General features: G+C 63.7%; 22 protein-coding genes. 6 read left to right on the top strand and 16 right to left on the bottom strand.

Annotated features, from left to right (window positions below):
- Position 1 precedes the first annotated feature (1 nt).
- From VQ045_RS16435 to VQ045_RS16420, 4 genes are all read right to left on the bottom strand, one after another.
- Positions 2–892, bottom strand: a complete 891-nt coding sequence (locus VQ045_RS16435) for a fatty acid desaturase family protein (protein WP_331830872.1) — start codon at positions 890–892, stop codon at positions 2–4.
- Positions 889–2,535, bottom strand: coding sequence for a hypothetical protein (locus tag VQ045_RS16430; RefSeq protein ID WP_331830871.1), 1,647 nt, complete (start codon positions 2,533–2,535; stop codon positions 889–891). The genes VQ045_RS16435 and VQ045_RS16430 overlap by 4 nt, the downstream gene beginning before the upstream one ends.
- 20 nt (positions 2,536–2,555) lie before the next feature.
- Positions 2,556–2,747, bottom strand: coding sequence for a hypothetical protein (locus tag VQ045_RS16425; RefSeq protein ID WP_253963876.1), 192 nt, complete (start codon positions 2,745–2,747; stop codon positions 2,556–2,558).
- Between the two features lie 98 nt (positions 2,748–2,845).
- On the bottom strand, positions 2,846–3,049 hold the full coding sequence (locus VQ045_RS16420) for a hypothetical protein (RefSeq protein WP_327623971.1): 204 nt from the start codon (positions 3,047–3,049) through the stop codon (positions 2,846–2,848).
- A gap of 192 nt (positions 3,050–3,241) precedes the next feature.
- Between VQ045_RS16420 and VQ045_RS16415 the strand changes: the two genes are divergently transcribed.
- A complete protein-coding gene (locus VQ045_RS16415) occupies positions 3,242–4,108 on the top strand; it encodes a DMT family transporter (protein ID WP_331830870.1) in 867 nt (288 codons plus the stop codon).
- Between the two features lie 114 nt (positions 4,109–4,222).
- Here the strand turns inward: VQ045_RS16415 and VQ045_RS16410 are convergent, their stop codons facing one another.
- From VQ045_RS16410 to VQ045_RS16400, 3 genes are all read right to left on the bottom strand, one after another.
- The gene (locus VQ045_RS16410) at positions 4,223–6,028 is read right to left on the bottom strand and encodes a TadE/TadG family type IV pilus assembly protein (protein ID WP_331830869.1); all 1,806 of its coding nucleotides are present in this window, start codon (positions 6,026–6,028) and stop codon (positions 4,223–4,225) included.
- A 79-nt stretch (positions 6,029–6,107) separates the two neighbouring features.
- Positions 6,108–6,602 (bottom strand): TadE/TadG family type IV pilus assembly protein, encoded by a 495-nt coding sequence (locus VQ045_RS16405; RefSeq protein ID WP_327649979.1) that lies wholly within the window; start codon positions 6,600–6,602, stop codon positions 6,108–6,110.
- An 82-nt stretch (positions 6,603–6,684) separates the two neighbouring features.
- Positions 6,685–7,254, bottom strand: coding sequence for a TadE/TadG family type IV pilus assembly protein (locus VQ045_RS16400; protein WP_327623967.1), 570 nt, complete (start codon positions 7,252–7,254; stop codon positions 6,685–6,687).
- 276 nt (positions 7,255–7,530) lie between these two features.
- Here VQ045_RS16400 and VQ045_RS16395 point away from each other — a divergent pair, with 276 nt between their 5' ends.
- Positions 7,531–9,051, top strand: coding sequence for a phosphomannomutase/phosphoglucomutase (locus VQ045_RS16395; protein ID WP_331830868.1), 1,521 nt, complete (start codon positions 7,531–7,533; stop codon positions 9,049–9,051).
- A 73-nt stretch (positions 9,052–9,124) separates the two neighbouring features.
- Positions 9,125–9,937, top strand: a complete 813-nt coding sequence (locus tag VQ045_RS16390) for a 3'(2'),5'-bisphosphate nucleotidase CysQ family protein (RefSeq protein WP_331830867.1) — start codon at positions 9,125–9,127, stop codon at positions 9,935–9,937.
- Here VQ045_RS16390 and VQ045_RS16385 read toward each other — a convergent pair whose 3' ends face one another.
- Together VQ045_RS16385 and VQ045_RS16380 are read right to left on the bottom strand one after the other, a co-directional pair.
- Positions 9,938–11,473, bottom strand: a complete 1,536-nt coding sequence (locus VQ045_RS16385; protein WP_331830866.1) for an undecaprenyl-phosphate glucose phosphotransferase — start codon at positions 11,471–11,473, stop codon at positions 9,938–9,940.
- 211 nt (positions 11,474–11,684) lie between these two features.
- On the bottom strand, positions 11,685–12,245 hold the full coding sequence (locus VQ045_RS16380; protein ID WP_327623963.1) for a polysaccharide biosynthesis/export family protein: 561 nt from the start codon (positions 12,243–12,245) through the stop codon (positions 11,685–11,687).
- A gap of 300 nt (positions 12,246–12,545) precedes the next feature.
- Between VQ045_RS16380 and VQ045_RS16375 the strand changes: the two genes are divergently transcribed.
- Positions 12,546–13,151, top strand: coding sequence for a hypothetical protein (locus VQ045_RS16375; protein WP_327623962.1), 606 nt, complete (start codon positions 12,546–12,548; stop codon positions 13,149–13,151).
- Positions 13,152–13,166: 15 nt separating this feature from the next.
- On the opposite strand, the gene VQ045_RS16370 is transcribed toward VQ045_RS16375, so the two are convergent.
- Complete coding sequence (locus tag VQ045_RS16370; RefSeq protein WP_327649067.1) at positions 13,167–13,376, bottom strand: DUF2842 domain-containing protein; 210 nt, start codon at positions 13,374–13,376, stop codon at positions 13,167–13,169.
- 152 nt (positions 13,377–13,528) lie between these two features.
- Between VQ045_RS16370 and VQ045_RS16365 the strand changes: the two genes are divergently transcribed.
- Positions 13,529–14,617: a COX15/CtaA family protein gene (locus VQ045_RS16365; RefSeq protein WP_331830865.1), complete on the top strand. Its 1,089-nt coding sequence runs from the start codon at positions 13,529–13,531 to the stop codon at positions 14,615–14,617.
- Between the two features lie 70 nt (positions 14,618–14,687).
- Positions 14,688–16,070, top strand: a complete 1,383-nt coding sequence (locus VQ045_RS16360) for an HD-GYP domain-containing protein (protein ID WP_331830864.1) — start codon at positions 14,688–14,690, stop codon at positions 16,068–16,070.
- Positions 16,071–16,095: 25 nt separating this feature from the next.
- On the opposite strand, the gene argC is transcribed toward VQ045_RS16360, so the two are convergent.
- The 6 genes from argC to rplM form a co-directional block, all read right to left on the bottom strand.
- Positions 16,096–17,151: an N-acetyl-gamma-glutamyl-phosphate reductase gene (argC, locus tag VQ045_RS16355; protein ID WP_331830863.1), complete on the bottom strand. Its 1,056-nt coding sequence runs from the start codon at positions 17,149–17,151 to the stop codon at positions 16,096–16,098.
- 242 nt (positions 17,152–17,393) lie between these two features.
- Positions 17,394–18,536 carry a DegT/DnrJ/EryC1/StrS family aminotransferase gene (locus VQ045_RS16350; protein WP_331830862.1) on the bottom strand — a complete coding sequence of 381 codons (1,143 nt, stop codon included), beginning with the start codon at positions 18,534–18,536 and terminating at the stop codon, positions 17,394–17,396.
- Positions 18,537–18,693: 157 nt separating this feature from the next.
- Positions 18,694–19,656, bottom strand: coding sequence for an agmatinase (gene speB, locus VQ045_RS16345; protein WP_331830861.1), 963 nt, complete (start codon positions 19,654–19,656; stop codon positions 18,694–18,696).
- A gap of 160 nt (positions 19,657–19,816) precedes the next feature.
- Positions 19,817–21,124, bottom strand: a complete 1,308-nt coding sequence (locus VQ045_RS16340) for an O-antigen ligase family protein (RefSeq protein WP_331830860.1) — start codon at positions 21,122–21,124, stop codon at positions 19,817–19,819.
- Positions 21,125–21,362: 238 nt separating this feature from the next.
- Positions 21,363–21,839: a 30S ribosomal protein S9 gene (gene rpsI, locus VQ045_RS16335; RefSeq protein WP_442872972.1), complete on the bottom strand. Its 477-nt coding sequence runs from the start codon at positions 21,837–21,839 to the stop codon at positions 21,363–21,365.
- A complete protein-coding gene (gene rplM / locus VQ045_RS16330; RefSeq protein ID WP_327624030.1) occupies positions 21,839–22,303 on the bottom strand; it encodes a 50S ribosomal protein L13 in 465 nt (154 codons plus the stop codon). Before rplM ends, rpsI begins: the two co-directional genes overlap by 1 nt.
- Between the last annotated feature and the right edge of the window lie 346 nt (positions 22,304–22,649).

Below are 22,649 nucleotides of genomic sequence, written 5' to 3'. Positions count from 1 at the left end.
GTCAGCCCGTTCGCCGGCAGGCGGCGATCGCCGCCGCGACCTCGCCGAGCGCGGCGCCATAGCCGGATCCGCCGGGATGCTCGCCCATCCGCCGCGCATGAAGCGCGGGCAGGCGATGAAACGGCAATGCCGGGTAACGGTGATGCTCGAGATGGTAATTGTCGTAATTGACCAGATAGCTCCACAGCGCTGGCGCGCGATAGGAGCGGGTGTTTGCCGTCAGATCGCGGGACGTCGGATCGCGGCCGAGATGCTCCGGCGCGGTCATCAGGAAGTGCAGCGGCGGCGCGATGAGGAAGGCCGGGACGAGCCATCCGAGGACGAGGAGCCGCGGCGCGAAAATTCCACCGATGACGATCAGCCCGATAGCGAGCGCGGCGAGCGTCAGATGCTCGGTCCGCGCCCGGGCGAGCGATTTGGCGCCGAACGGACCAGTGCAGCCGCCCCGCGCCAGCATGAACGTCGCGTGCAGGAACGCCGGCAGGCGAGCGGGATCGAAGATATGGAGGAGGATGGCGCGCCGGTTGGTGAAATCCCGGCAGCTTCGATCGAAGACGTCGGTTGGCGTGCCGACATGGCGATGGTGATGGAGATGGCGGACACGGGTGTCGGTGAAGCTTGCAAGCATCGGCGCGCCGAGCAGCGATCCGGCAAGGCGGTTGGCGGTTTCGCCGCGCAGGAGAATTCCGTGCAGCGCCTCGTGCTGCAATTCCAGGCCATGCGCGAAGATCAGGCCGAGTCCCAGCGTCGCCGCGAACAGCAACGGCCCGTCGCGCGTGCCGATAACCCAAACGAGCGCTATGACCACGGCGAGGAAGCCGACGAGCTTGGCAAGCGACAGCGCATAGGAGGGGGCGAACACGGCCACGGGCGGGTCGGACGGGTTGGTCATGAGGCCACATCCTCGGGCTTCGCTGGCAGCGGGCGCGAGAAGATCGATAGTTGTCGCCGCGCGTAGAACATGGCGGCGAGCGTCATCGGTGCCGCGCCTTGGAACCGGCCGCAATCGACGCTCGTGCGGGGGCGCCCCGCGGCATCGGCCGGCCACGGCTCGACGATCGTCGCGAAGGGCTCGCAGCGCCGGGCGACGAGCGATCCGAGCCAGTTGCTCGCCAGGGGACGCTTTCCCCGCAACCGCCAGACGCCGCCGGTGTCGAGATGGGCTGTGAAACGTGTCACCGGCGGCGTGTCGGCGGCGACCTCGCAGCGGCGGCAGATCGTCAAGAGCCGTTGCCTGACGGTTGACGATCCGTCGAGCCTGAGATGGGTCGAAAGGCTCGCGCAATGGGGGCAGGGCACCTCGCCGCGCGTCGACGCTTTGCTCGCGCGGACCCAGACGCCTTCGAGCGCGCCCTTGGCCAAGGCGTCAGTCAGACAGGCGAAGGCTGCTGCGCGCAGGGTCTCATCGCTGCGGGTCGACGCCAGCGTGGCGAGGGCGGCCAGCACCGGTCCGTCCCGGGCGTCGGTGGCGACAGGCGCGAGAGGCGACCGCGACGGACGCGGTGGCGGGGACATTGCCGGACGCGCTGATGGGGGAAGGGGCGGCGCGTCGTTGATCGCATCGGGCTTCGGCGCGATGCGCAGCAGGGGGTCGCCGAACAGCACAAACCGATGGCCGGATGCGAGGGCTTGGGGCGCGCGATTGTGGGCAGCGACCGCTTCCCCGATCGGCATGCCGCGCGAGAGCGCGCCGGCCAAAAGGTCGATCGACACCGGTGAGGCGATGACGATCCTGGCCGTCGTCACCAGCGCGCCGAGCGCCGGTGAGGCGGCGAGGCGCAAGCCGGCGCCATAGGTCCGGTCGATGAAGCCGTCGCGGGACGGCCAGCCGACACAGGTGTTCCAGATCATCGCCCGCGCCTTGACGGCGGCGGGATGCAAGGTCGCGTCGGCGAAGGCCGCCGTTTCAGCGGCGACGTGGAGACGGTGACAATGATTGGAGACCCGGCAGGTCGGCATGCGGGGCCTGCCCTCCGCGGCGAAGGCCGCGTCAACCGGGCACAGCACGAGCGGCCCGAGATCGCCGTCGATGCCATCGCCATGGCCGGTCACCGAGACGAGACTGTCGCCCTGGCCGAGCAGCCGGCGCAAATGCGCCTTGTCCGACGCGCGACCGCACAGGGCGAAGTCCGATGTTTCGACGATGCCGATGGGAAGCTGGGGGGACAGGTCGAGGCGAAACGGCGCATCGCCCAAAGGCCTGTGCAACGCCGTCGCGCTCGCGACCGCCTTTGCGCTCAGTTCCTCCAAGGTGCGGCCGACCAGGAAGCCGGCCAATGAGCCGGCTCCCGGTGCTGTCGCCGCGTCCACGATATCGTCGGTCAGATCGTCTGCGAGCGCGACGATCACGTCGCCGTCGTCAAAACGGCGCGGGGCCGACGATGAAAGGCGGCGAAGAATCCGCCCCGTCGCCTTTGCGTAGGCTTCAGCAATCGGTCGCGTGGCGGAGCCGATGGCATGGCAGACGGCGGGGTCGTCCGCGGTAACCTTCTCGCTTCGGACCCGGGGCGCACCGGACGAGAGGACCTGAAGCATCTCGCCATCCACCCCCACTGCTACCAGTGCAGTGAATCGGGGGCCGTCAAGTCGATGCCGGAGCGGGCCAGATCAGCGCGCACGCGCGCAAGTTCCGCCTCCGCCATGTGCAGCTTCTCCAGCCCCGTGTGGAATTTTTCCAGCCCGCCGAGATGGGCTTTCTGCTGTTCAGGGGACATGCTTTCGAATGAGCTTGTCGCGTTTCCGGTCATATCGCCATTCCTTCTGCGGATAGATTTCCTGGTGATCGCAAAGGATCGATTCACATCGTATGGTTGTGGTCCAGCCGGTGTGGAGGCGTCTTCGCCGCCTACCAGTGCAGCGAGTCATTCACGCTCAGATCGGCGCCGGAGCGGGCAAGATCGGCGCGCACGCGGGCCAGTTCCGCTTCCGCCTTGTGCAGTTTTTCGAGCCCCTTGTGGAAACGCTCGAGGCCACCGCGATGCGCCTTCCGTTCGTCGGGAGTCAGGTTCTTGCCCTGCGACAGGCTATCGCCTTCTACATAGTTTCCCATGTTCCACTCTCCGTCCGGAGTGCATCTCCTCATGATTGAGGAGATGAAAATAATACACGTTAAAGGTGTATATTCAAGCCGACCGCGTGGCTTCGGCACGGGAACTTTCCTCTCCGCTTCTTTCGCTCTCGCTTTTCAGGGCGCCATGGGTGAAACTATGGGAGACTGGCTTATTCTCCTGCCGAGCGATTCATGCGCAAGCCGAGCGGCGTTCTTGCCGGTATCATCCTCACCATTCTGTCCGGCCTTGCGCTCGCCACCATGGATACGGGAGCGAAGTACCTGACCGGGCGGTTGCCGGTGCTGGAGGTCGTCTGGGCACGCTACTTCTTCCACGCCGTGCTGATGACCGCGTGGCTGGCCAAGACCCGGGGGACGACCTTTCTGAAAACCCGGCGCCCGCTGTTGCAACTGGCGCGCGGCGGGGCGCTGCTCGGCGCCACCATCACAATGTATTTCGGGCTCTCCAAGGTGCCGCTGGCTGACGCCACCGCCGTGATGTTCTTCGCGCCGGTGCTTGTGACGGTGCTATCGGTTGTTTTCCTGGGAGAAAGGATCGGCCTTCCGCGGATCGCGGCGGTGCTAGCCGGTTTTGGCGGCGTCCTGTTGATCGTCCGTCCGGGCTTTGCCGATACTGATCCCTATCTGCTGCTGCCGCTTGGGGCCGCCGTGATCGTCTCGCTCTATTATTTGCTGACCCGCGCTCTGTCCGGGCCAGAAGAGAACGCGGCGACGCTTTTTCACACCACGGCGGTTGGGGCGGTCGTTCTGAGTTTCGCCGTTCTGATCGTCTGGGAAACGCCCTCGATGACGGAATTCGCTCTCATGCTCGGGATCGGCGCGCTCGGCGCGCTTGGGCATTTCTGCCTTGTTCAGGGCTTCGCCTACGCCTCCGCGTCGACGCTGACGCCGTTCCTTTACGCCCAGGTTCTGTTTGCCGGCATCTACAGCGTGGTGCTGATCGGCGATCCGTTAAGGCCGAACCTCGTCATCGGCGCGGCGATCCTGATCGCCAGCGGCCTGACCATCTGGTGGCGGGAAAACCGCCGACCAAGATGACGCGGCGCCAGGAGACGCCGGGCGCCTCCACCTATGCAATCGTCTGGCGGGTCTTCTTCCAGTCGGCGAGGAAGGTTGTCCCTCCGGCCGATCAATATCGCGACGTGTCGACGCTCAGCGCGAGAGGCGCAGGCTCGAAACCTCATCCGTGATCGCCCCGAAGGCGGCAACCAGCTGCTCCTTGTTCTGCGCGTCGTAATAGAGCTTGGTGGTCGGATCTTTCAGGCCATAGGAGGCGCAGCCTTCCAGAAGCGTCTTCACCTTGCTGCCGTCCTGTACGTCGAAGGCGATGGTGAAAATCACGACGCCGTCGGTTCCGTCCGGCCGGCGCCCGTCATTCTTGGCGTTGGCGCAGACCTTTTCGGTCATCTCGTTCATGGCCTCGACATAGCGGCTGTCATCGGCCTTCTTGATCGTTCGTGTGGTGGCGTCGAACATCCGTCCGGGCTGAGGCGATCCACTGCTCCAGACTTCCCCGTAGCCATAGGCGCCCCAGCGGGATCTGTTGGCGTTGGAAGCGCCCCCATAGGTGTTTTCGCCGTCCGTCATCACCACGAGGACCTTGAGGTTGTCCTTGGCGTCCTTCGCTCGACCCTCGGTGAAGGGCGCGCCCGGCGACAGCACGCGCCAACCCCAGGCGATGCCCTCCGGGATATTGGTCATCTCGGTCGGCTGCATCTTGTCGAGCGCGGCATCGACAGTGGACTGATCCGCGCTCAACGGCGTGATGGGAGTCGTGCTGCAGCCCAAATTCGGACCGCGTCCACTCCCTCCTCCACGCGTGGGAGCGGTGGATTCCAGATATTTGTTCATATCGCGTTGCCAGGCAACAGATTGCGCCGCGCCGGCGGACTTCCCGTCGCTGTCGTCCGCCAGGTAGTCGTTCTTCCAACCCGTAAAGCCCCACCAGTCGTATTCGTCCGGCGCGAACATGGGAACGAACAGGCTGGCGCCCGCGAGCGGCGCGTCGTCGGTCACAGCCAAGCCCTCCGGACGCGACTCGACGCATCCTTCCCATCCCTCGGGGAAACGCTTGGGGCCGGGGACGTATTTGCCCTTCTCCTTGACAAGTTCCCGCGCGTTCTCGAACAGCCACTGGCGGGTCAGCACTTGGCCGTCCGATTTTCGACGCCACTGCAGGCCGACCTTCTCCGCGAGCGGTGCGCCGGACTTGCCGTTCTTCGCCTCGGTCCAGCTTGCCCAGTCGAAGTTCTCGTGATGAATCGGAGATTCGCCAAACCGGTCCATCCACGGCGCGTTGATATTGGCCGGGCCGACGTTGACCGAACCGGAAAACGGCACCACACCCATCATCACCGGCGGCTTGCCAAATGCGGTGGCGTTCACCTTCATCAATGCGGCGGTGAGGTCCTTCGCGGCGCTCTTGAGGGTGTTGATCTTCTTGGCTCCGCCGACGCTCGAGCCCATCGATCCCGAATTGTCGAGCACCAGCGCCATCTCGATCGACAGGTTCTCCAGGACGACCTCGCTCGTACTGGCAATCGGGAAATTGCGCCAGTCGACCTTTTCGTTCGTCACGAATGCTAGAAGATCGCCGAACCAGGTAGGCTGCTGCCGCGTCGCCGAGACCTTCAGAACCCTGTCGCCGCCGACCAGTTGAACCCCGTCGTAGCTGAACTGGGTGTAGCCGCGCGAATCTTCGCCCGCATTGTGGAAGAAATAGCCTTCGGCAACCTTGGCCAGGAAGCCTGGATCCTCCGATTGGGCGTATTCCTTGGCGGCGGCCAAAGCCGCGGTGTCAGCCGACTGCTGCAAATTGCGTTCGGCGCCGTAAATCGTGCTGAGATCGACGGCTGCCGCCATTGTAGCGGCCAGGATCGGCAGCGTCAGCCCGAACATCATCGCAACGTTGCCACGACGGTCCGACCACAGGGCAAGAGAAGTGAATCGCGTCCGCATCGTACTTCCTGTCGTATTTATTCGATCAGAAAACGTCAGTATCGTCAGAGGTATTCAAGTTTTCATAAACTAAATATATTCAATTTTCCCATTTCACGGATTTACTTAGGCGGGGTCTGAAAGTGTAAGCCTTGCTGAATGTTATGTTGGAAAAGGAATTGGTGTAATCGAGGAGGGGTGCGTAGGCATAGGAGACATCCGCAACGATCAGATAACTCGCCGTACCGAAAAACAGCTCCGGCGCTACCGGGTAGGACGCGCCGGCCGCCAGCCCGCTGCCCGAGTTCGCCTGCGACCAGTCGACCGTGCCCTGGCCCTTGTCGTCGACTTGAACAGCGGTCACGACGATCTTCAGGGCGTCGGGTGAAAACGGAGCCATCACGGCGCTCGAAATACTGAAGATATTGCCCATCGCGGTCGGGTTCATCATCCGGTTGCGCGCCACGAGATTGCCGACCGTCTCCGCCGTCGTCTCGACCTTGCGACTGGCCTCAAGTGCCTTCGATGCCTCGAAGCCGCCGAGGTACAGCAACAACATCACCGGAAGGATCAAGGCGAATTCGACGGCAGCCATGCCGCTGCGCTCACGCGCGAAGCGGCTGAACAGGGTCGTTGCCCGGGGGCATATGCTGGATGGATTCGTCCGCATCATTTCCTCAGGAGCAGTTGGATTTGCTGCTCTTCAATTCGCCGAAGGGTTCGTTCATGAAAGCAGTGATCGAAAAGAGGATATCGTTGCCGTTGGTGTCGGACGCGATTTCGTGAAGAAACGACGCGATCCACGGCCATTCGTAGAACGCGCGCAGCACGGTGATCGAGTTGGCGCTGCCCGGATCGAAACAGAAATTCGTGTCGTCGACATTTTTCAGCCGCAGGGGAACGTCGGTCGGGATGTCACCGAATGTGGGGAATGTACGAAGGTCGATCTTGAGCTTGTCGCAAGACAGCATGAAGTCGACCTTGTCGCAGATCTTGGTGCGGAACACCTTCTCGTCGATATCCGATTGCTGGATCTGACCGGTCAGGACCTGTCGCGCGACGCCGTCGACCGCGGTGTCGAGCAACATGCCGGCCGCGGAAATCGCAAAGGTCTCGATAATCGCGAACATCAGCATGAAGAATGGCGCGGCGACCATGGCGAATTCCACAGCCGTCGCGCCGGATTGGTCGCGCGAAAACACAAAGCGTTTCCGGATCATGGCCGTAAAGGCGTGCCGATACGTCATGTCGCGAAGATCTCCATTAAAGTTCAGTCGCTCACTATCGGCGTGTTTTGTTACTTTTCTCTGATTTTCGTTGAACAAATGTCACGGGATGCGAACAACGTGATCGATTCGAGAGTGCCTTGCCTTTATGGCGCCGGCTGGTAGAGCTTGCTGGCGAGTCCGCGGCAACACGGCGCCCGATCGTGATGCTTGCGGATCGGACCCGTGACGGTCGCTGCCAAGCCTCGTATCGGCGCCGGATGGTCGCCTCTTACTGTCGATCAGCCGAAGGTTTCCATGTTTCCCAAGCCCGTCGCCGTCGCCGCGCCCAACAGTCTCGAATTCGAAACCCGGCCTCTGGTGAAGCCCACCGGCTTTCGCGAATATGATGCGCGCTGGTGGCTCGGTCGGCCCGGTGATCCCAAGGCTCCCGAGCTGAACCTCATGGGCGTGACTGCGCTGGGGCTGGGATTGGCGAGGCTGATCGTCGAACGGGGTATTCCCCGCGATATCGTCGTCGGCCATGACTTTCGCGAATACAGTCTGGCGATCAAGACCGCGCTGACCGCCGGTCTGCTGGCTGGCGGCGCCAAGGTGCACGACATTGGCCTGGCGCTGTCGCCGATGGCCTATTTCGCCCAGTTCGCGCTGGACTGCCAATCGGTCGCCATGGTCACCGCGTCGCATAACGAAAATGGCTGGACCGGGGTGAAGATGGGCTGCGAGCGCCCGCTGACTTTCGGTCCGGACGAGATGGCGCGGCTGCGCGACATCGTTCTCTCCGGAGATTTCAAGGGCGAGGGTGGCGGTTCCTATCGATATGTCGAGAACTTTCCTTCGCGCTATGCCGACGATCTCGTCGAGGGGCATGCGATCAAACGCAAGCTCAAGGTCGTCGCGGCCTGCGGCAACGGCACGGCCGGCCCCTTCGCGCCGGACGTCTTGCGGCGGATCGGCTGCGAGGTGATCGAACTCGACACCAACCTCGATCATTCCTTCCCGCGCTACAATCCGAATCCGGAGGACATGGAGATGCTCCATGCGATCCGCGACGCGGTGCTGGAGCACGGCGCTGATGTCGGCTTCGGCTTCGACGGCGACGGCGACCGTTGCGGCATCGTCGACAATGAAGGCCGGGAGATCTTCGCCGACAAGATCGGTGTGATGCTGGCGCGGGATCTGTCCTCGATCTATCCGAACGCCCAATTCGTCGTCGATGTGAAGTCGACCGGCCTGTTCATGACCGACCCGGTCCTGAACGGGCGGGGCGCCAGGACCGATTACTGGAAAACCGGCCATTCCTACATCAAGCGGCGGGTGAACGAGCTGTCGGCGATCGCCGGCTTCGAGAAATCCGGCCATTTCTTCTTCAACACGCCGATCGGCCGCGGCTATGACGACGGCTTGATGACCGCGATTGCCGTCGCCGAAATGCTCGATCGCAATCCGGAGAAATCGATGGCTGATCTTTATCGCGATCTGCCGCTGACCTACGGCTCGCCGACCATGTCGCCGCATTGCCCTGACGAGGTGAAATACGGCGTCATCGACCGCGTCGTTGCCGAGATCGTCGCGATGCACGCGTCCGGGGAACCGCTCGCCGGCCAGCCGATCGCCGATATTGTCACGGTCAATGGCGTTCGGGTGACGGCGGAAGACGGCACCTGGGGTCTCGTCCGTGCTTCCTCCAACAAGCCGGAGCTCGTGGTCGTGGTCGAGAGCCCGGTGTCGGAGGCGCGCAAGCGCGAGATGTTCGAGGCGGTGGACACGATCCTGCGGCGAAATGGAGAGGTCGGTGCCTACAACCAGACGCTTTAAATGCCGTCGCGCACGGTGCGCCGGGGGGCGTTCGTGCGGGTGACATCGCTTTGCAGCAGGCACGGGGCGTAAGGTGATAAGCAGCGTTGATACAGCCCTTCTCGTCGCCGCGGTCCGCGCCGGCATGGCCGCGATTGTGGCACGGGGGGCGGATCCGAAGGGCGTCGACTACAAGGACGACGCATCCCCGGTGACCGACGCCGATCGGGCGGCCGAGCATGCCATCACCGGGCTGATTGAAGCCGCCTGTTCCGTTCCCATCGTCGCTGAGGAGCGCTTCGCGGCGGGTGAGATTCCGTCCGTCGGGCGGAACTTCCTGCTGGTCGATCCCCTCGACGGCACTAGGAGCTATATCGCGGGCAAACCCGACTACACCGTCAATGTCGCGCTGATCGAGGACGGGATGCCGGTCTTCGGCTGTGTCGGCGTCCCGGCGACCGGCGAGATCTATTATGGCGGGAGGGATCGACCCGCGATGGTCGAGCGGGACGGAGCCATGCTGCCGCTGCGGGGCCGCCAACCCGGTCGGCGGCTGGATGTCGTCGCCAGCCGCGATCATCTGTCCGAGGCGACGCGGCACTATATCGCCGGACTCGACCTCGGCGAGAGGCGGTCTGTCGGCTCGTCGCTGAAATTCTGTTTGCTGGCGGAAGGGGGCGCCGATCTCTATCCGTGCCTCGGCCGCACCATGCAGTGGGATACGGCGGCGGGGGACGCTGTGCTGCGCGCCGCCGGCGGCCTGACCGCCACGCTGGACGGGGCGCCCCTTCGCTACGGCCGCACCGGATTGCCGGACGAGGACATCTTCGCCAATCCGCATTTCATCGCCGTCGCCGACCCGGGCGTTCTCGAGCGACCGGGTGTCGTTCGGCGCGGGGGCTCCTGATCAATAGGCGCCTTCGGTCTTCAAAAGGCTGATCGGCGTCATCATCAGGATGTAGAGGTCGAGCAGGATCGACCAGTTCTCGATATAGTAGAGATCGTGCTCGAAGCGCTTCTGCAGCTTGTCGGGCTGGTCGATCTCGCCGCGCCACCCCTTGATCTGCGCCCAGCCGGTGATCCCGGGCTTCACCTTGTGCCGGCCGAAATAGCCCTCGACGATCTCGACGAAGGTCTCGTTTCCGCTGGAAATCGCGTGGACCGCGTGCGGGCGCGGCCCGACCAGCGATAGGTCGCCGCGCAGAACGTTGATCAGCTGCGGCAGCTCGTCGATCGATGTCCTGCGGATGAACCGTCCGACCCGCGTTACCCGCTTGTCGTTCTTGGTGACGATCTGCTTGGCGAGCGGATCGGACATTTCGTGGAAGAGCGATCGGAACTTGAAGATTTCGACGATCTGATTGTTGAAGCCGTGGCGCTTCTGGCGGAACAGGACTGGCCCCTTCGAATTCAGTTTGATGGCGATGGCGGTGGCCAGGAAAACCGGCGAGAGAGCGATCAGCGCGAGCGTGGCGATGCACAGGTCGAAGACGCGTTTGGCGATCCAGTCCCAGTCAGCCAGTGGGCGGTCGAAGATGTCGATCAGCGGCACTTGGCCAACGAAGGAATAGGTGCGCGGGCGAAACCGCAGCTGCGCCGAGTGCGCCGACAGGCGGATGTCCAGTGGCAGGACCCACAATTGCTTGAGCAGCGACAAGACGCGCTGCTCGGCCGACAGCGGGAGCGTGACGATCAGCATGTCGATCCGCGTCAGCCGGGCGAATTCGACCAGCTCGGTCACGGTGCCGAGCTTGGGATAACCGGCGACGATCGGCGGCGATCGATCGTTGTCGCGGTCGTCGAAGATACCGCAGATGCGGATGTCGCTGTCCGGCTGGATTTCCAGGTTGCGGATCAGCATCTCGGCTTCCTTGCCGCCTCCGACGATGACAGCGCGGCGCTCCATGCGGCCATTGCGGGCCCAGCGGCGGATGTTGGCGCGCAGCACCAGCCGCGCCAGGACAAGGCTGCCAGAGCCCGCGACGAACCAGGTTCCGAACCAGAAGCGGGAATAGGCCGCGTCGTTATAGAGAAAGAACAGCACGACGCTGAGCAGGGAGAGCGCCGCGCCCCAAGCCGCGATGACACGCCAGAGCTGTATGAAGCGGCCCTTGAGGATGCTGAGTTCGTAGCCGTCCGCAAGGTTGATCGCGACGATACCGATGGCCGCCCCGGCAAAAGACAAGACTATGTAGGAAAGCCGGAGAGGGCTGGAAAGGCCGACATACTGGACAAAGACCAGCAGTCCGACGCTGGCGAGGAGGAGGAATTCGACTCCCCGCCAGATGCCGGACAACATCCGCGGCGTAATGAAGTCGTCCTGATACTGTCTGGCGGCACGCGCCGCCAAGGCGTTGATCTCGACGGGAGTGGTCGAGGCCGGTGACGGAAACGCCCGCACGATTTCACGGTCGAACGGCAGACCGCTCTCGAAATTTGCCATCCTGTCTCGCTTCCCGCTCGGTCGGCCCGCGCCCCAACACAGGCGCTCCCTCGAGCCGGCGACTATAGTGCGAAAGGGCTAAGATTTGCTTGAGCAGGTCCAGGGCATTCGAGTGAAGGGGCGGGTACGCGTGACTTTCATCCCGCTTCTCGTGACGGGTCGGACAGGCCCGACCCGCATGACATGTCCGGCGAAGTCGTTGACCGATGCTCTAGAACCACCGCTCACGAATGTAGAGCGTGTCGCCGGGCAGGATCGGATCGGAGGTCAGCACCCGGCCGGTGAGGACGCGGCCGCCGACCTGCCGGGTGATGTCGACCGATTCCTGCTCGCCGCGCGGGGTGAAGCCCCCGGCGATGGCCACCGCCTTCTGGACGGTCATGCCGGGAACATAGGTGTATTGGCCACCGGTGGTCACTTCGCCCATGATGAAGAACGGACGGTACTGTTCCACCTGCACGGTGATGTCGGGATCCTTGAGATAGCCGTCGCGCAGGTGATTGGCCAGCTCTCGCTCAAGCTGTTTGGTGGTGCGACCGCGTGCCGGCACCGATCCCACCAGCGGAAAGGCGACATAGCCGGCCTTGTCGACCGGATAGGTGCTGGTGAGCCCAGTCTGTTCGAACACCGTGACCCGCACCACGTCGCCGCTGTCGAGGTGGTAGGGCTCGTTCAGTGCCGCGTGAAAGGCCGGCGGCACGGGCTTGTAGGACGCGCAGCCGGCAAGCAGCGCGAGCGTTGTGGCGATCAGTGCCAGCGTCGGTTTGTGCATGGCTGCTTTTCCCGTGGCGATCCCATGCCGGCGGGCAGGGCGGCATCTTGTCCGATGTTATAAGCCCGTTAGGGTTAATCGTCGGTAAAGCCGCCGGCGGGTTTCAGCACAGCGCGGGCCTCGCGCCTTAACCACGCGGTTACCGGGGCAGGTCAGGATGCGATCGATGCCGTCCGTGCGGAGTAAAATGTTGGGCCGATTTCCGCCATTGTCTTTTTCGAGACCGCGATGCCATCATCTCGCGACGGATGACGCCGAATTCCCTGTGTTACACGGCGGTCAGTCGGGGTATGCGAGGCGATGAGCGAGGCGCGAACCGGGACGGGCGAGGTGGTCACGGCGGGCGAACTTGTCGCCGGAATTCGTCACGGCGCGATCCGTCGACTGGTCGTGCTGTCGACCTGGAACGACCAACAGCATATCGGCGGCGTCGAGATCGTCCGGCGTCTGACCGCCAGCGGGCTCACATCCGTGCTGATCGATCTGACCCGCGAGGATCGCGTTGCCGCGGCGATGGGCCTGCGGCCCGATTGCGAGGGCTTTGCCGCCCTTGCGGAAGGGCTTTCCTCGCTCACCGACGTCATCCACCGCGATCACTTCACCCGCGCCCATGTGGTTCCCTCCGCCGGTTACGACATGCGGTTGGCGGACGGGGCGAAGCTGGCGGATCTGCGACTGTTCCTGGCCGCCTTCGCCGAAGCCTACGAATGCACGGTGACCGAATACGATAGGGACGCGATCGATCGCCTGCCGGTCATCCTCGATGAGGAAACCGCTCTCGTCATCGCCGGGCCGCCGGGCGTGGACGCCCGCTCGGACGATCTCGTCGATGCGTTGCGTGCGATCGGCGTCGAGGATCTGCTGTTCATGGAGTCGAGCCGTCTGGCGACGGGGGCAGCCGGATAGGCGGGCGAACCGGCGTTATCGGCGCGGCGCCGATTCCATCCATTTGATGACGAGCATCGCCGGAACTACCCAGAGAATCCCGCTGAAAAGGAAATAGGCGAGATGAACCCAACCGCTCGACTCTGCCAGGTAGAGGCTGGCAAAAGCGGTGGCGACGATAGCGTAGACGACGACGAGCGTAATCAGGATAACCGCCCCGACGAGTTTCTTGATCCTGATCGGCATGTCGCGCTTTCCAAATTGCGGCCCGACAACGGAAGGCTGGTTCTCGGGCGAACGAGCTTCTCTATGGCGGTTTCGCCCGCGTATTTCCAGCCGGGCGACTGCGACCTTCCCGCCCTTGATTGCGCCGGACTTTCGGTGCAATGGCATGCGGCATGACGATCCTGGCCCACTCCGATAGCGCGCCGTTCGCGGCGAACCCGACCATGCGCAACCGGGCGGCCATCCGTCTCTGGCTCTATGCGGTCGCGGCGCTGGTCTTCGCGCTGGTCGTGGTGGGCGGCGCCACGCGTTTGACCGAGTCGGGCCTGTCCATCACCGAATGGAAGCCGATCCACGGGATCATTCCGCCTCTGTCGGCGGCGGAATGGCAGGAGGAATTCGAGCTATACAAGCGCATTCCCCAGTATCAGGAAATCAATCGGGGCATGAGCCTCGATGCCTTCCAGACGATCTTCTGGTGGGAGTGGGCGCATCGCTTCCTGGCCCGAACGGTCGGCTTCGTCTTTGCGATACCGCTCGCCTTCTTCTGGCTGACCGGCCGCATCGAGCCGTTCCTGAAACCGAGGCTCCTGAGCATTCTCGGCCTTGGCGCGCTGCAAGGCGGCGTCGGCTGGTGGATGGTTGCCTCGGGCCTCAGCGTCAGGACCGATGTCAGCCAATACCGGCTGGCGACGCATCTGATCATCGCCTGCTTGATCTTCGCGGCGACGATCTGGGTGGCGCGGGGCCTGGCTGCGAAACGCTACGAGGCGCCGCCGTCGCGCGCCTCCGCGACGGTCGCGGGTATCATCGTGGTGGCCGCCTTGGCGCAGATATACCTGGGCGCGCTGGTGGCGGGGCTGAATGCCGGTTTCACCTTCAACACCTGGCCGCTGATGGACGGCGCGCTGGTGCCGGACGGTCTTTTCGTCATGCAGCCAGCATGGCGCAATTTCTTCGAGAACGTCATGACCGTGCAGTTCATCCACCGGATGGGCGCCTATGTCCTTCTCGTGATCGTCGCGCTCCACGCCATCGCCGCGTACGCGCAGGCGCCGGGGACGCGCCATGCCAGACGCGCCGTCGCGCTGTTCGTTTTGGTGCTGGCGCAAGCCGCCATTGGCGTTGTGACGCTGCTCCTCGCCGTGCCGATCAGCTGGGGTTTGATCCACCAGGCCGGCGGCATGGTGGTTCTGGCCACCGCGGTCGTCCATGCGCGGGCGTTGAAGGGCGAATATCAAGCGCTGGCGCTATCAGATTGATATGGTTCACTTCGCGGAGCGTTAACCCCCCGCGTGCCAAGGTTCATCAAGGTGATTGAGGTGAACCCTGATGGATCTCGCGATACAGTCGAATGGAGGTCAGCTTTCCAAGGCTGAACTGGTCAGTGCGCTGAGCTACGCGCTCGACCTGACCGAAGGCCAGCCGGAAGGCCACGGCATCCGTTGCTGTTGGATCGGAATGAATGTCGGGCAAGAACTCGGCCTGTCCGACGCCGAGATGAGCGACCTCTATTACACGCTCCTGCTCAAGGACATCGGCTGCAGCAGCAATGCCGCGCGCATCTGCCAGCTGTTTTTGACCGACGACATCGCGTTCAAGCGCGACATCAAGATCGTCGATGACAGCCTGCCGCAGGTGCTTCGCTTCGTTCTCCAGCATACCGGGTTGAAGGCCAACCTCGCCGAGCGGTTCCGGGCGATGGTCATCGCTTTGGCCCAGGGCGAAAAGGTCGGTCGCGAACTGATCGAAACGCGCTGTCATCGCGGTGCGGACATCGTGCGGCAAATGCGGTTTTCCGAAGCCGTCGCGACCGGCATTCTCGATCTCGACGAGCACTGGGACGGGAAGGGGCAACCCAGAGGTCTCACCGGCACCGGGATCTCCCTATTCGGACGGATCGCCCTTCTGACCCAGGTGGTCGACGTGTTCCATACCAGCGCCGATGCGGATTTTGCCCTGAAGGAAGTCGAAAAGCGCAGCGGACGCTGGTTCGATCCCGATCTCGTCGCCGCTTTCGGGACAGTTGCGGCGCGGAAATCCTTTTGGTCCACCCTGGCCTCGCCACGGCTGGACGCGACGGTGGTCGCCTTGGCCCCTCGGCACGATACGGAGTTCGTCGATGAGGATTTTCTCGACAGCGTCGCCGAGGCATTCGCCCAGGTCGTCGATTCCAAGAGCCCGTTCACGCACGGTCACAGCGAGCGGGTGGCGCTGTTCACCGATCTTATCGCCGTTGAGCTCGGTCTCGATGCCGAGCACAGGCGCTATCTGAAACGGGTGGCGCTGCTGCATGACATCGGCAAGCTGAGCGTGTCGAACCAGGTGCTGGACAAACCCGGAAAGCTCGACGACGAGGAATGGATCGCCATCAAGCGCCATCCCGCCTTCAGCGAAGAAATCCTTGCCCGCGTCAGCGTGTTTCAGGATCTTGCCCGGATCTCCGGCGCTCATCACGAGCGTCTGGACGGCAAGGGCTATCCGCGCGGCTTGAAGGGCGACGCAATCTGCTTCGATACCCGCATCCTGACGACCGCCGACATCTTCGACGCGATGACGGCTGACCGGCCCTATCGCAAGGCGATGCCGGTATCGATAGCGCTGGATATCATGCGGGCCGATGTCGGGACGGCGATCGACGCGCGCTGTTTTCAGGCGCTGGAGGCGGTCGTCGCAAGCTTCGAGGGCGCCGTCGGGAGCCCTCAGCCAGACTGAGACGAGCGCTTTGGCGCAAAAGACCTTAAGGAAATAACGGAAGCTGCGCGATGCCCGTCGTCTCCTCGATCCCATAAGCGACATTGAAGTTCTGGATGGCCTGTCCGGCCGATCCCTTCACCAGATTGTCGAGGGTCGAGATTACGATCGCCCGCCCCGGAATGCGGTCCGGCACGACGTTGACGACCACATAATTGGAGCCGCGCACCATTTGCGTCTGGGGCAGGACACCCTCGTCGGCCACCGTCACGAAGGTCTCGCCGGCATAGGTTTCGACGAGGCGCTGACGCAGATCGCGGGCGGTCGCCCCATCCGTCAACCGGACGTAGCTCGTGCAGAGCTCCCCCCGGCTCATCGGGATGAGATGCGGCGTGAAATTGACCCGAAGATCGGCGATGCCGGCGGCGGCGCCGATTTCCTGCTCGATCTCCGCCATGTGCCGATGCTTGCCGACCGCGTAAGGGGACAGGCCTTCACCGGCCTCGCAGAACAGCGTGTTCTCCTTCAGGCTCCGCCCAGCGCCCGAAACGCCCGACTTGGCGTCGATGACGATGTCGGACACGTCGATCATCGCCGCCTTGGCCAGCGGCACCAGTGCCAGGAGCACCGCCGTCGGATAGCAGCCGGGGCAGGCGATCAGCCGGGCGTCGCGAAGGGCGTCGCGATTGAGTTCGGTCAGACCGTAGACCGCCTCGCCCTGAATGTCGGTCGCCATGTGGTCGAGCCCGTACCACTCCTTGTAGACAGCCGGGTCGCGCAGCCGGAAATCGGCCGACATGTCGATGATCTTCGTCTTCGGGTGCTTTTCGAAGATGTCCTTGGTGATCGCCTGGGTCGTCCCGTGGGGCAGACCGCAGAACACAGCATCCACCTCGTTCCAGGGGGCGTCCTCGATGGTCACCAGATCGGGCAACTCGATATGCGACAGATGCCGGAAAACCTCCCGCATCGGCTTGCCGGCGTGACTGTTGGCCGTCAGGACGGCGATGTCCATCGCCGGATGACGGGCGGCCAGGCGCACCAGATCCGCGCCGGTATAGCCACTCGCGCCGAGCACTCCGATCCTGATCTTGTCGGCCATCCTGACTCACCTCGATGTTTTCACGCCCATTCGCGCGGGCGGAACCGCCCACGTCGATTGCCTCGACGGTTTAGCTGATTTCCTGATCACGTCCAGACCGCGAGCCGGCNTTTCACGCCCATTCGCGCGGGCGGAACCGCCCACGTCGATTGCCTCGACGGTTTAGCTGATTTCCTGATCACGTCCAGACCGCGAGCCGGCGTGGCGGTTCGACGAGGTTGGCGCTTTGCTCGCGAACAGCCTCACACGGCGAGCGCCGCCGCCAATTTTTCGACGATGAAGTCTTGCGTGTCTTCGGCTAGATAGGCGTGCATGGGCAGGCTGATGACGTCCCGAGACAGGGCGTCCGAGACCTTCAGTTCGCCGCCGACGATGGGAAAGGACCGGTAGGCGGTCTGGCGATGCAGCGGTTTGGGATAGTAGATCGCCGTCGGCACGCCGGCGTCGCGCAGGCTTGCCGCTACCGTCGCCCGGTCGGTGTCGTCAGGCAGGCGGATGGTATATTGCGCCCAGGTCGAAGTGGCGTCGCGCAGGAGCCTCTGCGGTGTGACGATGTTGGAGAGTTTCTGTGCATAGCGCGCCGCGATCCGTCCGCGGGCGGCGATCTCATCCGGAAATATGGCCAGTTTTTCCAACAGGATCGCCGCCTGGAGCGTATCCATCCGGCCGTTCATGCCGATGCGGATATTGTCGTATTTGTCCTCGAAATTCTGGCCATGGACACGCAGCGACGCCATGATCGCGGCAAGCTCCTCGTCGTCGGTCTGGACGGCGCCGCCATCGCCGTAGCAACCGAGCGGCTTGGCCGGGAAGAAGCTGGTCGACACGACATGCGACCAGTGGCTCGACAGTTCTCCGTCGATCGTCGCGCCGTAGCCTTGCGCCGCATCGGATATGAGCTTCAGCCCATGCGCGTCGGCGATCTTTCGAATGGCCGGATAGTCCGCCGGCTGGCCGAACAGATCGACCGCGATGATCGCCTTCGGGACGAGGTCGCCCGCCGCTTTCGCCTCGGCGATGGCGGCCTCGAGGCTCGCCGGGTCCATGTTGAAGGTCTCAGGATCGACATCGACGAAATACGGCGTCGCGCCGAACCAGGCGACGACCTCGGCGGTCGAGGCGAAGGTGAAGCTCGGACAGAACACCGCATCGCCGGGCCGGATGCCCCAAGCCATCAACGGCAGCGCCAGCGCGTCGGTGCCGGAGGCGCAGGACAGCGTGTGCGTCATCTGGCCGAAGCGCGACAACGCCGCCTCCAATTCGCGGATCTCGGGACCCATGACGAAGGCGCCGTGATCGAGCACCGAGGCCATGCGGCGGTCGATCTTATCGCGAATCCTGTCGCGCTGGGTGGCGAGGTCGATGAAGGGGATGCTTTGGGTCATGGGCCTGATCTGAAAAGGAATCGCCCGTCGGCCGGGCGTTTGCGGTGGTGATCGAAAAGCCGGTGACAGGCCATTCAAAATTCATGTCAGCGTCTTACGCGGGGCTTCGTATGGCGACGAAAATTCGGCGAAGCCAAGGCCATGGCCTTGGCCCGTTTCATCCCGCGTGCTGTTCCGCCAGGATGCCGAGGACGTACATGGCGACGGTGGCGCCGGCAATCGCCGTGACGTCGCTATGATCATAGGGTGGCGATACTTCGACGACGTCGGCGCCGACGATCGGAAGCTTCCTCAAATGATGGAGGACGGCGAGCATCTTGGCGCTCGACGGTCCACCGGCGACCGGGGTGCCGGTTCCCGGCGCAAAGGCCGCGTCGAGACAGTCGATGTCGAAGGTCAGATAGGCCTTCGCCCCCCGCGTTCGCTCGTAAATGCGCTCCGCGATGGCCGCGCTCGTCATCTCCTCGACCGCGTCGCCATAAAGGATGTCGATACCGCAATCCTCGGGCGCGTGGGTGCGGATCCCAACCTGAATCGACGTTGCCGGATCGATGAGATCCGCCTCCACTGCCGCTTTGACGAAGGAGCCGTGATCGACGCGCGGCGCGCCGTCGGAGCCGGTGGCGACCGGCCAGGTATCCTGATGGGCGTCGAATTGGATCAGCGACAGTTTGCCGTGGCGGGCGACGTGGGCCTGAAGCAGCGGAAAGGTGATCGAGTGATCCCCGCCCAGCGTCAACAGGAAGCCGGTCTTCTCGATCAGCGAAGCGGCTTCCGTTTGGATCGCTGCGTGGGCGGTTTCCGGCAGGCGGTAATCGAGGCGGCAGTCGCCATAGTCGACGACGCGCATCGTGTCGAACAGGTCGCGATGGAACGGATATTGCGGATCGTTGTCGAAGATCGCCGAGGCGCGTCTGAGCGCCTGCGGGCCGAAGCGGGCGCCGGGCCGGTTGGAGACCGCCGCGTCGAAAGGCACGCCCCAGACGGTCACGTCCGTCGCCTCGACCGCCTTGGTGAACCGCCGCCGCATGAAAGACAGCGCGCCGGCATAGGTCGGGTCGCCGGCGGCGCCGGTCCAATCGTTACCCGCGAATGCGTGGTCGATGCTGTCGCCGGCCATTCGTTGGTTTCTCCGCTTGCCTGAGGGTGGCGCTTGCGCCCGCCGTCGCAGGATGTTCACTCGGCTGGCGATATGGGGTCGCGGCCGGCGATTTCGAGCCCGAAGGCGCGAGAGCTCTCAGCCTGACAAAGAGCTCTTGCCCACGGAATGCTGCGTAGCGTCAGGGGTCGGCGGTCATCCGGCTGGTGAAGCGAAGGCCGACTACGGCGATCCAGGCCAGCAGCCAGGCCTGCTTTTCCCGGTCGAAGAAGAAGCTCTCCAACGCCGCGTTGAGCAGCATGAAGCCCAGCACCATGACGAAGAAATCGGCCAGGCGCCGGTTTTCGACGTCCGGCTGGCATCGCGCATAGTCGACAAGCGGAAAAACCAGAATGACGAGGAGAACGATGGCGACCGCCGGCCAGCCGAGCTGCAACACGACGTCGAGGTAGCTGTTGTGGGCGTTGGCCGCGCCGCGCATGTCCCAATCCAGCTCGAACGGCTTCTCGGCGAATTCGACATAGGGGGTCGTCCAGAAATTCTCGTAGCCATGCCCTGTCCAGGGCAGGGGGGCGGCAAGATCGAGCGCGAATTGCCAAAGATCGGTACGGCCGGTGAAGGTCGTTCCCGGGATCAGGCTATGCAGGATATCGCTGAAGACCGGCACGATCACAGCGCCAAGAGTCAATGCCAGCATCCCGGCCACCGCCAGGAAAAGGGCGAGCGCCGTTCGTCCACGCCCCAGCAGGACAGGGCCAAGAAGCGCCATCGCGGCGATCAGCGGCACCAGAGCCAGCGAGGTCTTCGAGCCGGTCTTGAAGAGGAAGACCAGCCCGAGCACCGTCAGGGCGGCGCCGACCAGGGGCCGGCCGCTGCGCACGACGTAAATGCCGGCGAAGACGATCACCGCCATCACCGGTCCGGTGATGTTCTTGTGCGCGTAGATGCCGCGCCAGAGACCGGCATGCTCGGCTTCCACCTCGGCGGCGGTATGGATGGCGCGGTCGGGGATCATGATCACGCCGGCGTAGCTCAGCGCGAGCACCGCGCCGCAGGCGAGGATCAGCGCCGTGCGAAAGCCGCGCGCGTCGGGCGGCAACGTCAAGACTCCGGTGGCCGCCAGCATCGTGGAGAAGGTAAACAGCATGGCCCGCACGCCGGTCGGGGGCCAACCGGCGCCCCACAGCGACAAAGGCAACGGCAGCAGCAGTAGCAGCCACCACGGATTGAGCAGGTGCTTGAGGATGCGCGGATCGGTGACCACGACATGCGTGCCGAGAACGAAGGCGGCGAGCAGCGAATAGCCGACGCGATTGAGGATCACGCCGTCGCCCGTGGCGATATTGGTGGGAAACGGATTGAAGGAAACCAGCAATGCCGTCAGCACAGCCGCCGCGGCCAATACGCGGACCAGACGGAGGAGATCGGCCCTTGTGCCTTGCCGTTGGTGGCGAGAAACGACCGGCTCGAAGCTGGTTTGTATCGACACGGTGCCTTTCCGATCCCACTCTTCGACAGACGCGGCCCTGACAGGCGCGATGCCGTTTGTTTCCAGAGTGTTATCGGTCAATGGGGCGCCCCCGCCAAATCCTTCGTTAAGAGTTGGTTAAGCATAAAATTTAGCGCAATCTTTACGCTTTCGCCGCTCCGACCAACGAAAAAGCCGCCGGGCGAACCCGGCGGCTTTGCTGATGCGAGGGGCGACGCGCGGTCGCCGGAGCGCTTGATCAGCGCTTGGAGAACTGGAACGACCGGCGGGCCTTGGCCTTGCCGTACTTCTTGCGCTCGACCACGCGCGAGTCACGGGTCAGGAAGCCGCCCTTCTTCAGGACCGAGCGCAGGCCCGGCTCGTAACAGGTCAGCGCCTTGGAAATGCCGTGGCGCACCGCGCCGGCCTGCCCCGAAAGACCGCCGCCGGCGACCGTGGCGACGATGTCGAACTGGCCGTCGCGGCTGGCCGCGACGATCGGCTGGCGCAGCACCATCTGCAGCACCGGACGGGCGAAATAGGTGGCGAAATCACGCTCGTTGATCGTGATCTTGCCGGTGCCGGGCTTGATCCAGACGCGGGCGACCGCGTCCTTGCGCTTGCCGGTGGCGTAAGCGCGGCCGAACTGGTCGAGCTTCTGGACGTAGACCGGCGCTTCGGGCTGGACCGAGGCTTCGGCCGAGCCGAGTTCTTCGAGCGAAGAGAGCTGGGACATTATGCGGCCCTCGTGTTTTTGGAGTTCATTGCCGCGACGTCGAGCGTCTCGGGGTTCTGCGCGACGTGCGGGTGCTCGGCACCGGCATAAACGCGCAGGTTCTTCAACTGCTGGCGCCCGAGCGGGCCGCGCGGCAGCATGCGTTCGATCGCCTTTTCGACGACGCGCTCGGGAAAGCGGCCCTCGAGGATCTCGCGCGCCTTGCGCTCCTTGATGCCGCCGGGATAGCCGGTGTGCCAGTAATACGTCTTGTTGGCGTATTTTTTGCCGGTCAGGACGATCTTGTCAGCATTGACGATGATGATGTTGTCGCCATCGTCCACATGCGGGGTGAAGGTCGGCTTATGCTTGCCACGAAGGCGAAGCGCGACGATGGAAGCGAGGCGGCCGACGACGAGCCCTTCGGCGTCGATCAGAATCCACTTCTTCTCCACCGTCTCGGACTTCTGCGAGAAGGTTTTCATGGGTTGCCCCTGGGTGTTGGTGAGCATCGAGGCAAACCTTCGCAGGCCGCCCTAAGAAAAGAGCGACCCACGGCCGCTCCTCATGCGGCGTGACATACGGCGCGATGACGCCGCTGTCAACGCGAAAAAGACGCCGCATACCTTCCCGTAACCCCTATCTTTCAGGGGATTGCAAGTGGATGGTATCATGCTACCTTCGTGATGTGGCGATATTATACTTGACGCTCCAGACCGCTAAGAGTCGGTCCGGAAAGTTGTTCAATTTGAACAAAGCCTTCGCAGCATTAGGCGGATAGACGCCAGTTTGAGGAATGCGAGCGCGTTGCGCGACAGGTTCTCGAAATCC

The sequence above is a fragment of the Aurantimonas sp. E1-2-R+4 genome (genome assembly GCF_036549515.1).
Lineage (GTDB): Bacteria > Pseudomonadota > Alphaproteobacteria > Rhizobiales > Rhizobiaceae > Aurantimonas > Aurantimonas coralicida_A.
The sequence above is the reverse complement of the archived record's forward strand: the minus strand, read 5'-3'. Positions and strand labels throughout refer to the sequence as shown.

Bases quoted from the DNA above. Each gene is read 5' to 3' on its own strand.
- VQ045_RS16385 (WP_331830866.1), bottom strand. From the start codon at position 11,473: ATGGCAAATTTCGAGAGCGGTCTGCCGTTCGACCGTGAAATCGTGCGG.
- VQ045_RS16360 (WP_331830864.1), top strand. From the start codon at position 14,688: ATGGATCTCGCGATACAGTCGAATGGAGGTCAGCTTTCCAAGGCTGAA.
- rpsI (WP_442872972.1), bottom strand. From the start codon at position 21,839: ATGTCCCAGCTCTCTTCGCTCGAAGAACTCGGCTCGGCCGAAGCCTCG.
- VQ045_RS16400 (WP_327623967.1), bottom strand. From the start codon at position 7,254: ATGACGTATCGGCACGCCTTTACGGCCATGATCCGGAAACGCTTTGTG.
- VQ045_RS16435 (WP_331830872.1), bottom strand. From the start codon at position 892: ATGACCAACCCGTCCGACCCGCCCGTGGCCGTGTTCGCCCCCTCCTAT.
- VQ045_RS16395 (WP_331830868.1), top strand. From the start codon at position 7,531: ATGTTTCCCAAGCCCGTCGCCGTCGCCGCGCCCAACAGTCTCGAATTC.
- VQ045_RS16365 (WP_331830865.1), top strand. From the start codon at position 13,529: ATGACGATCCTGGCCCACTCCGATAGCGCGCCGTTCGCGGCGAACCCG.
- VQ045_RS16405 (WP_327649979.1), bottom strand. From the start codon at position 6,602: ATGGCTGCCGTCGAATTCGCCTTGATCCTTCCGGTGATGTTGTTGCTG.
- argC (WP_331830863.1), bottom strand. From the start codon at position 17,151: ATGGCCGACAAGATCAGGATCGGAGTGCTCGGCGCGAGTGGCTATACC.
- rplM (WP_327624030.1), bottom strand. From the start codon at position 22,303: ATGAAAACCTTCTCGCAGAAGTCCGAGACGGTGGAGAAGAAGTGGATT.
- VQ045_RS16430 (WP_331830871.1), bottom strand. From the start codon at position 2,535: ATGCTTCAGGTCCTCTCGTCCGGTGCGCCCCGGGTCCGAAGCGAGAAG.
- VQ045_RS16425 (WP_253963876.1), bottom strand. From the start codon at position 2,747: ATGACCGGAAACGCGACAAGCTCATTCGAAAGCATGTCCCCTGAACAG.
- VQ045_RS16375 (WP_327623962.1), top strand. From the start codon at position 12,546: ATGAGCGAGGCGCGAACCGGGACGGGCGAGGTGGTCACGGCGGGCGAA.
- VQ045_RS16410 (WP_331830869.1), bottom strand. From the start codon at position 6,028: ATGCGGACGCGATTCACTTCTCTTGCCCTGTGGTCGGACCGTCGTGGC.
- VQ045_RS16370 (WP_327649067.1), bottom strand. From the start codon at position 13,376: ATGCCGATCAGGATCAAGAAACTCGTCGGGGCGGTTATCCTGATTACG.
- speB (WP_331830861.1), bottom strand. From the start codon at position 19,656: ATGGCCGGCGACAGCATCGACCACGCATTCGCGGGTAACGATTGGACC.
- VQ045_RS16420 (WP_327623971.1), bottom strand. From the start codon at position 3,049: ATGGGAAACTATGTAGAAGGCGATAGCCTGTCGCAGGGCAAGAACCTG.
- VQ045_RS16350 (WP_331830862.1), bottom strand. From the start codon at position 18,536: ATGACCCAAAGCATCCCCTTCATCGACCTCGCCACCCAGCGCGACAGG.
- VQ045_RS16380 (WP_327623963.1), bottom strand. From the start codon at position 12,245: ATGCACAAACCGACGCTGGCACTGATCGCCACAACGCTCGCGCTGCTT.
- VQ045_RS16415 (WP_331830870.1), top strand. From the start codon at position 3,242: ATGCGCAAGCCGAGCGGCGTTCTTGCCGGTATCATCCTCACCATTCTG.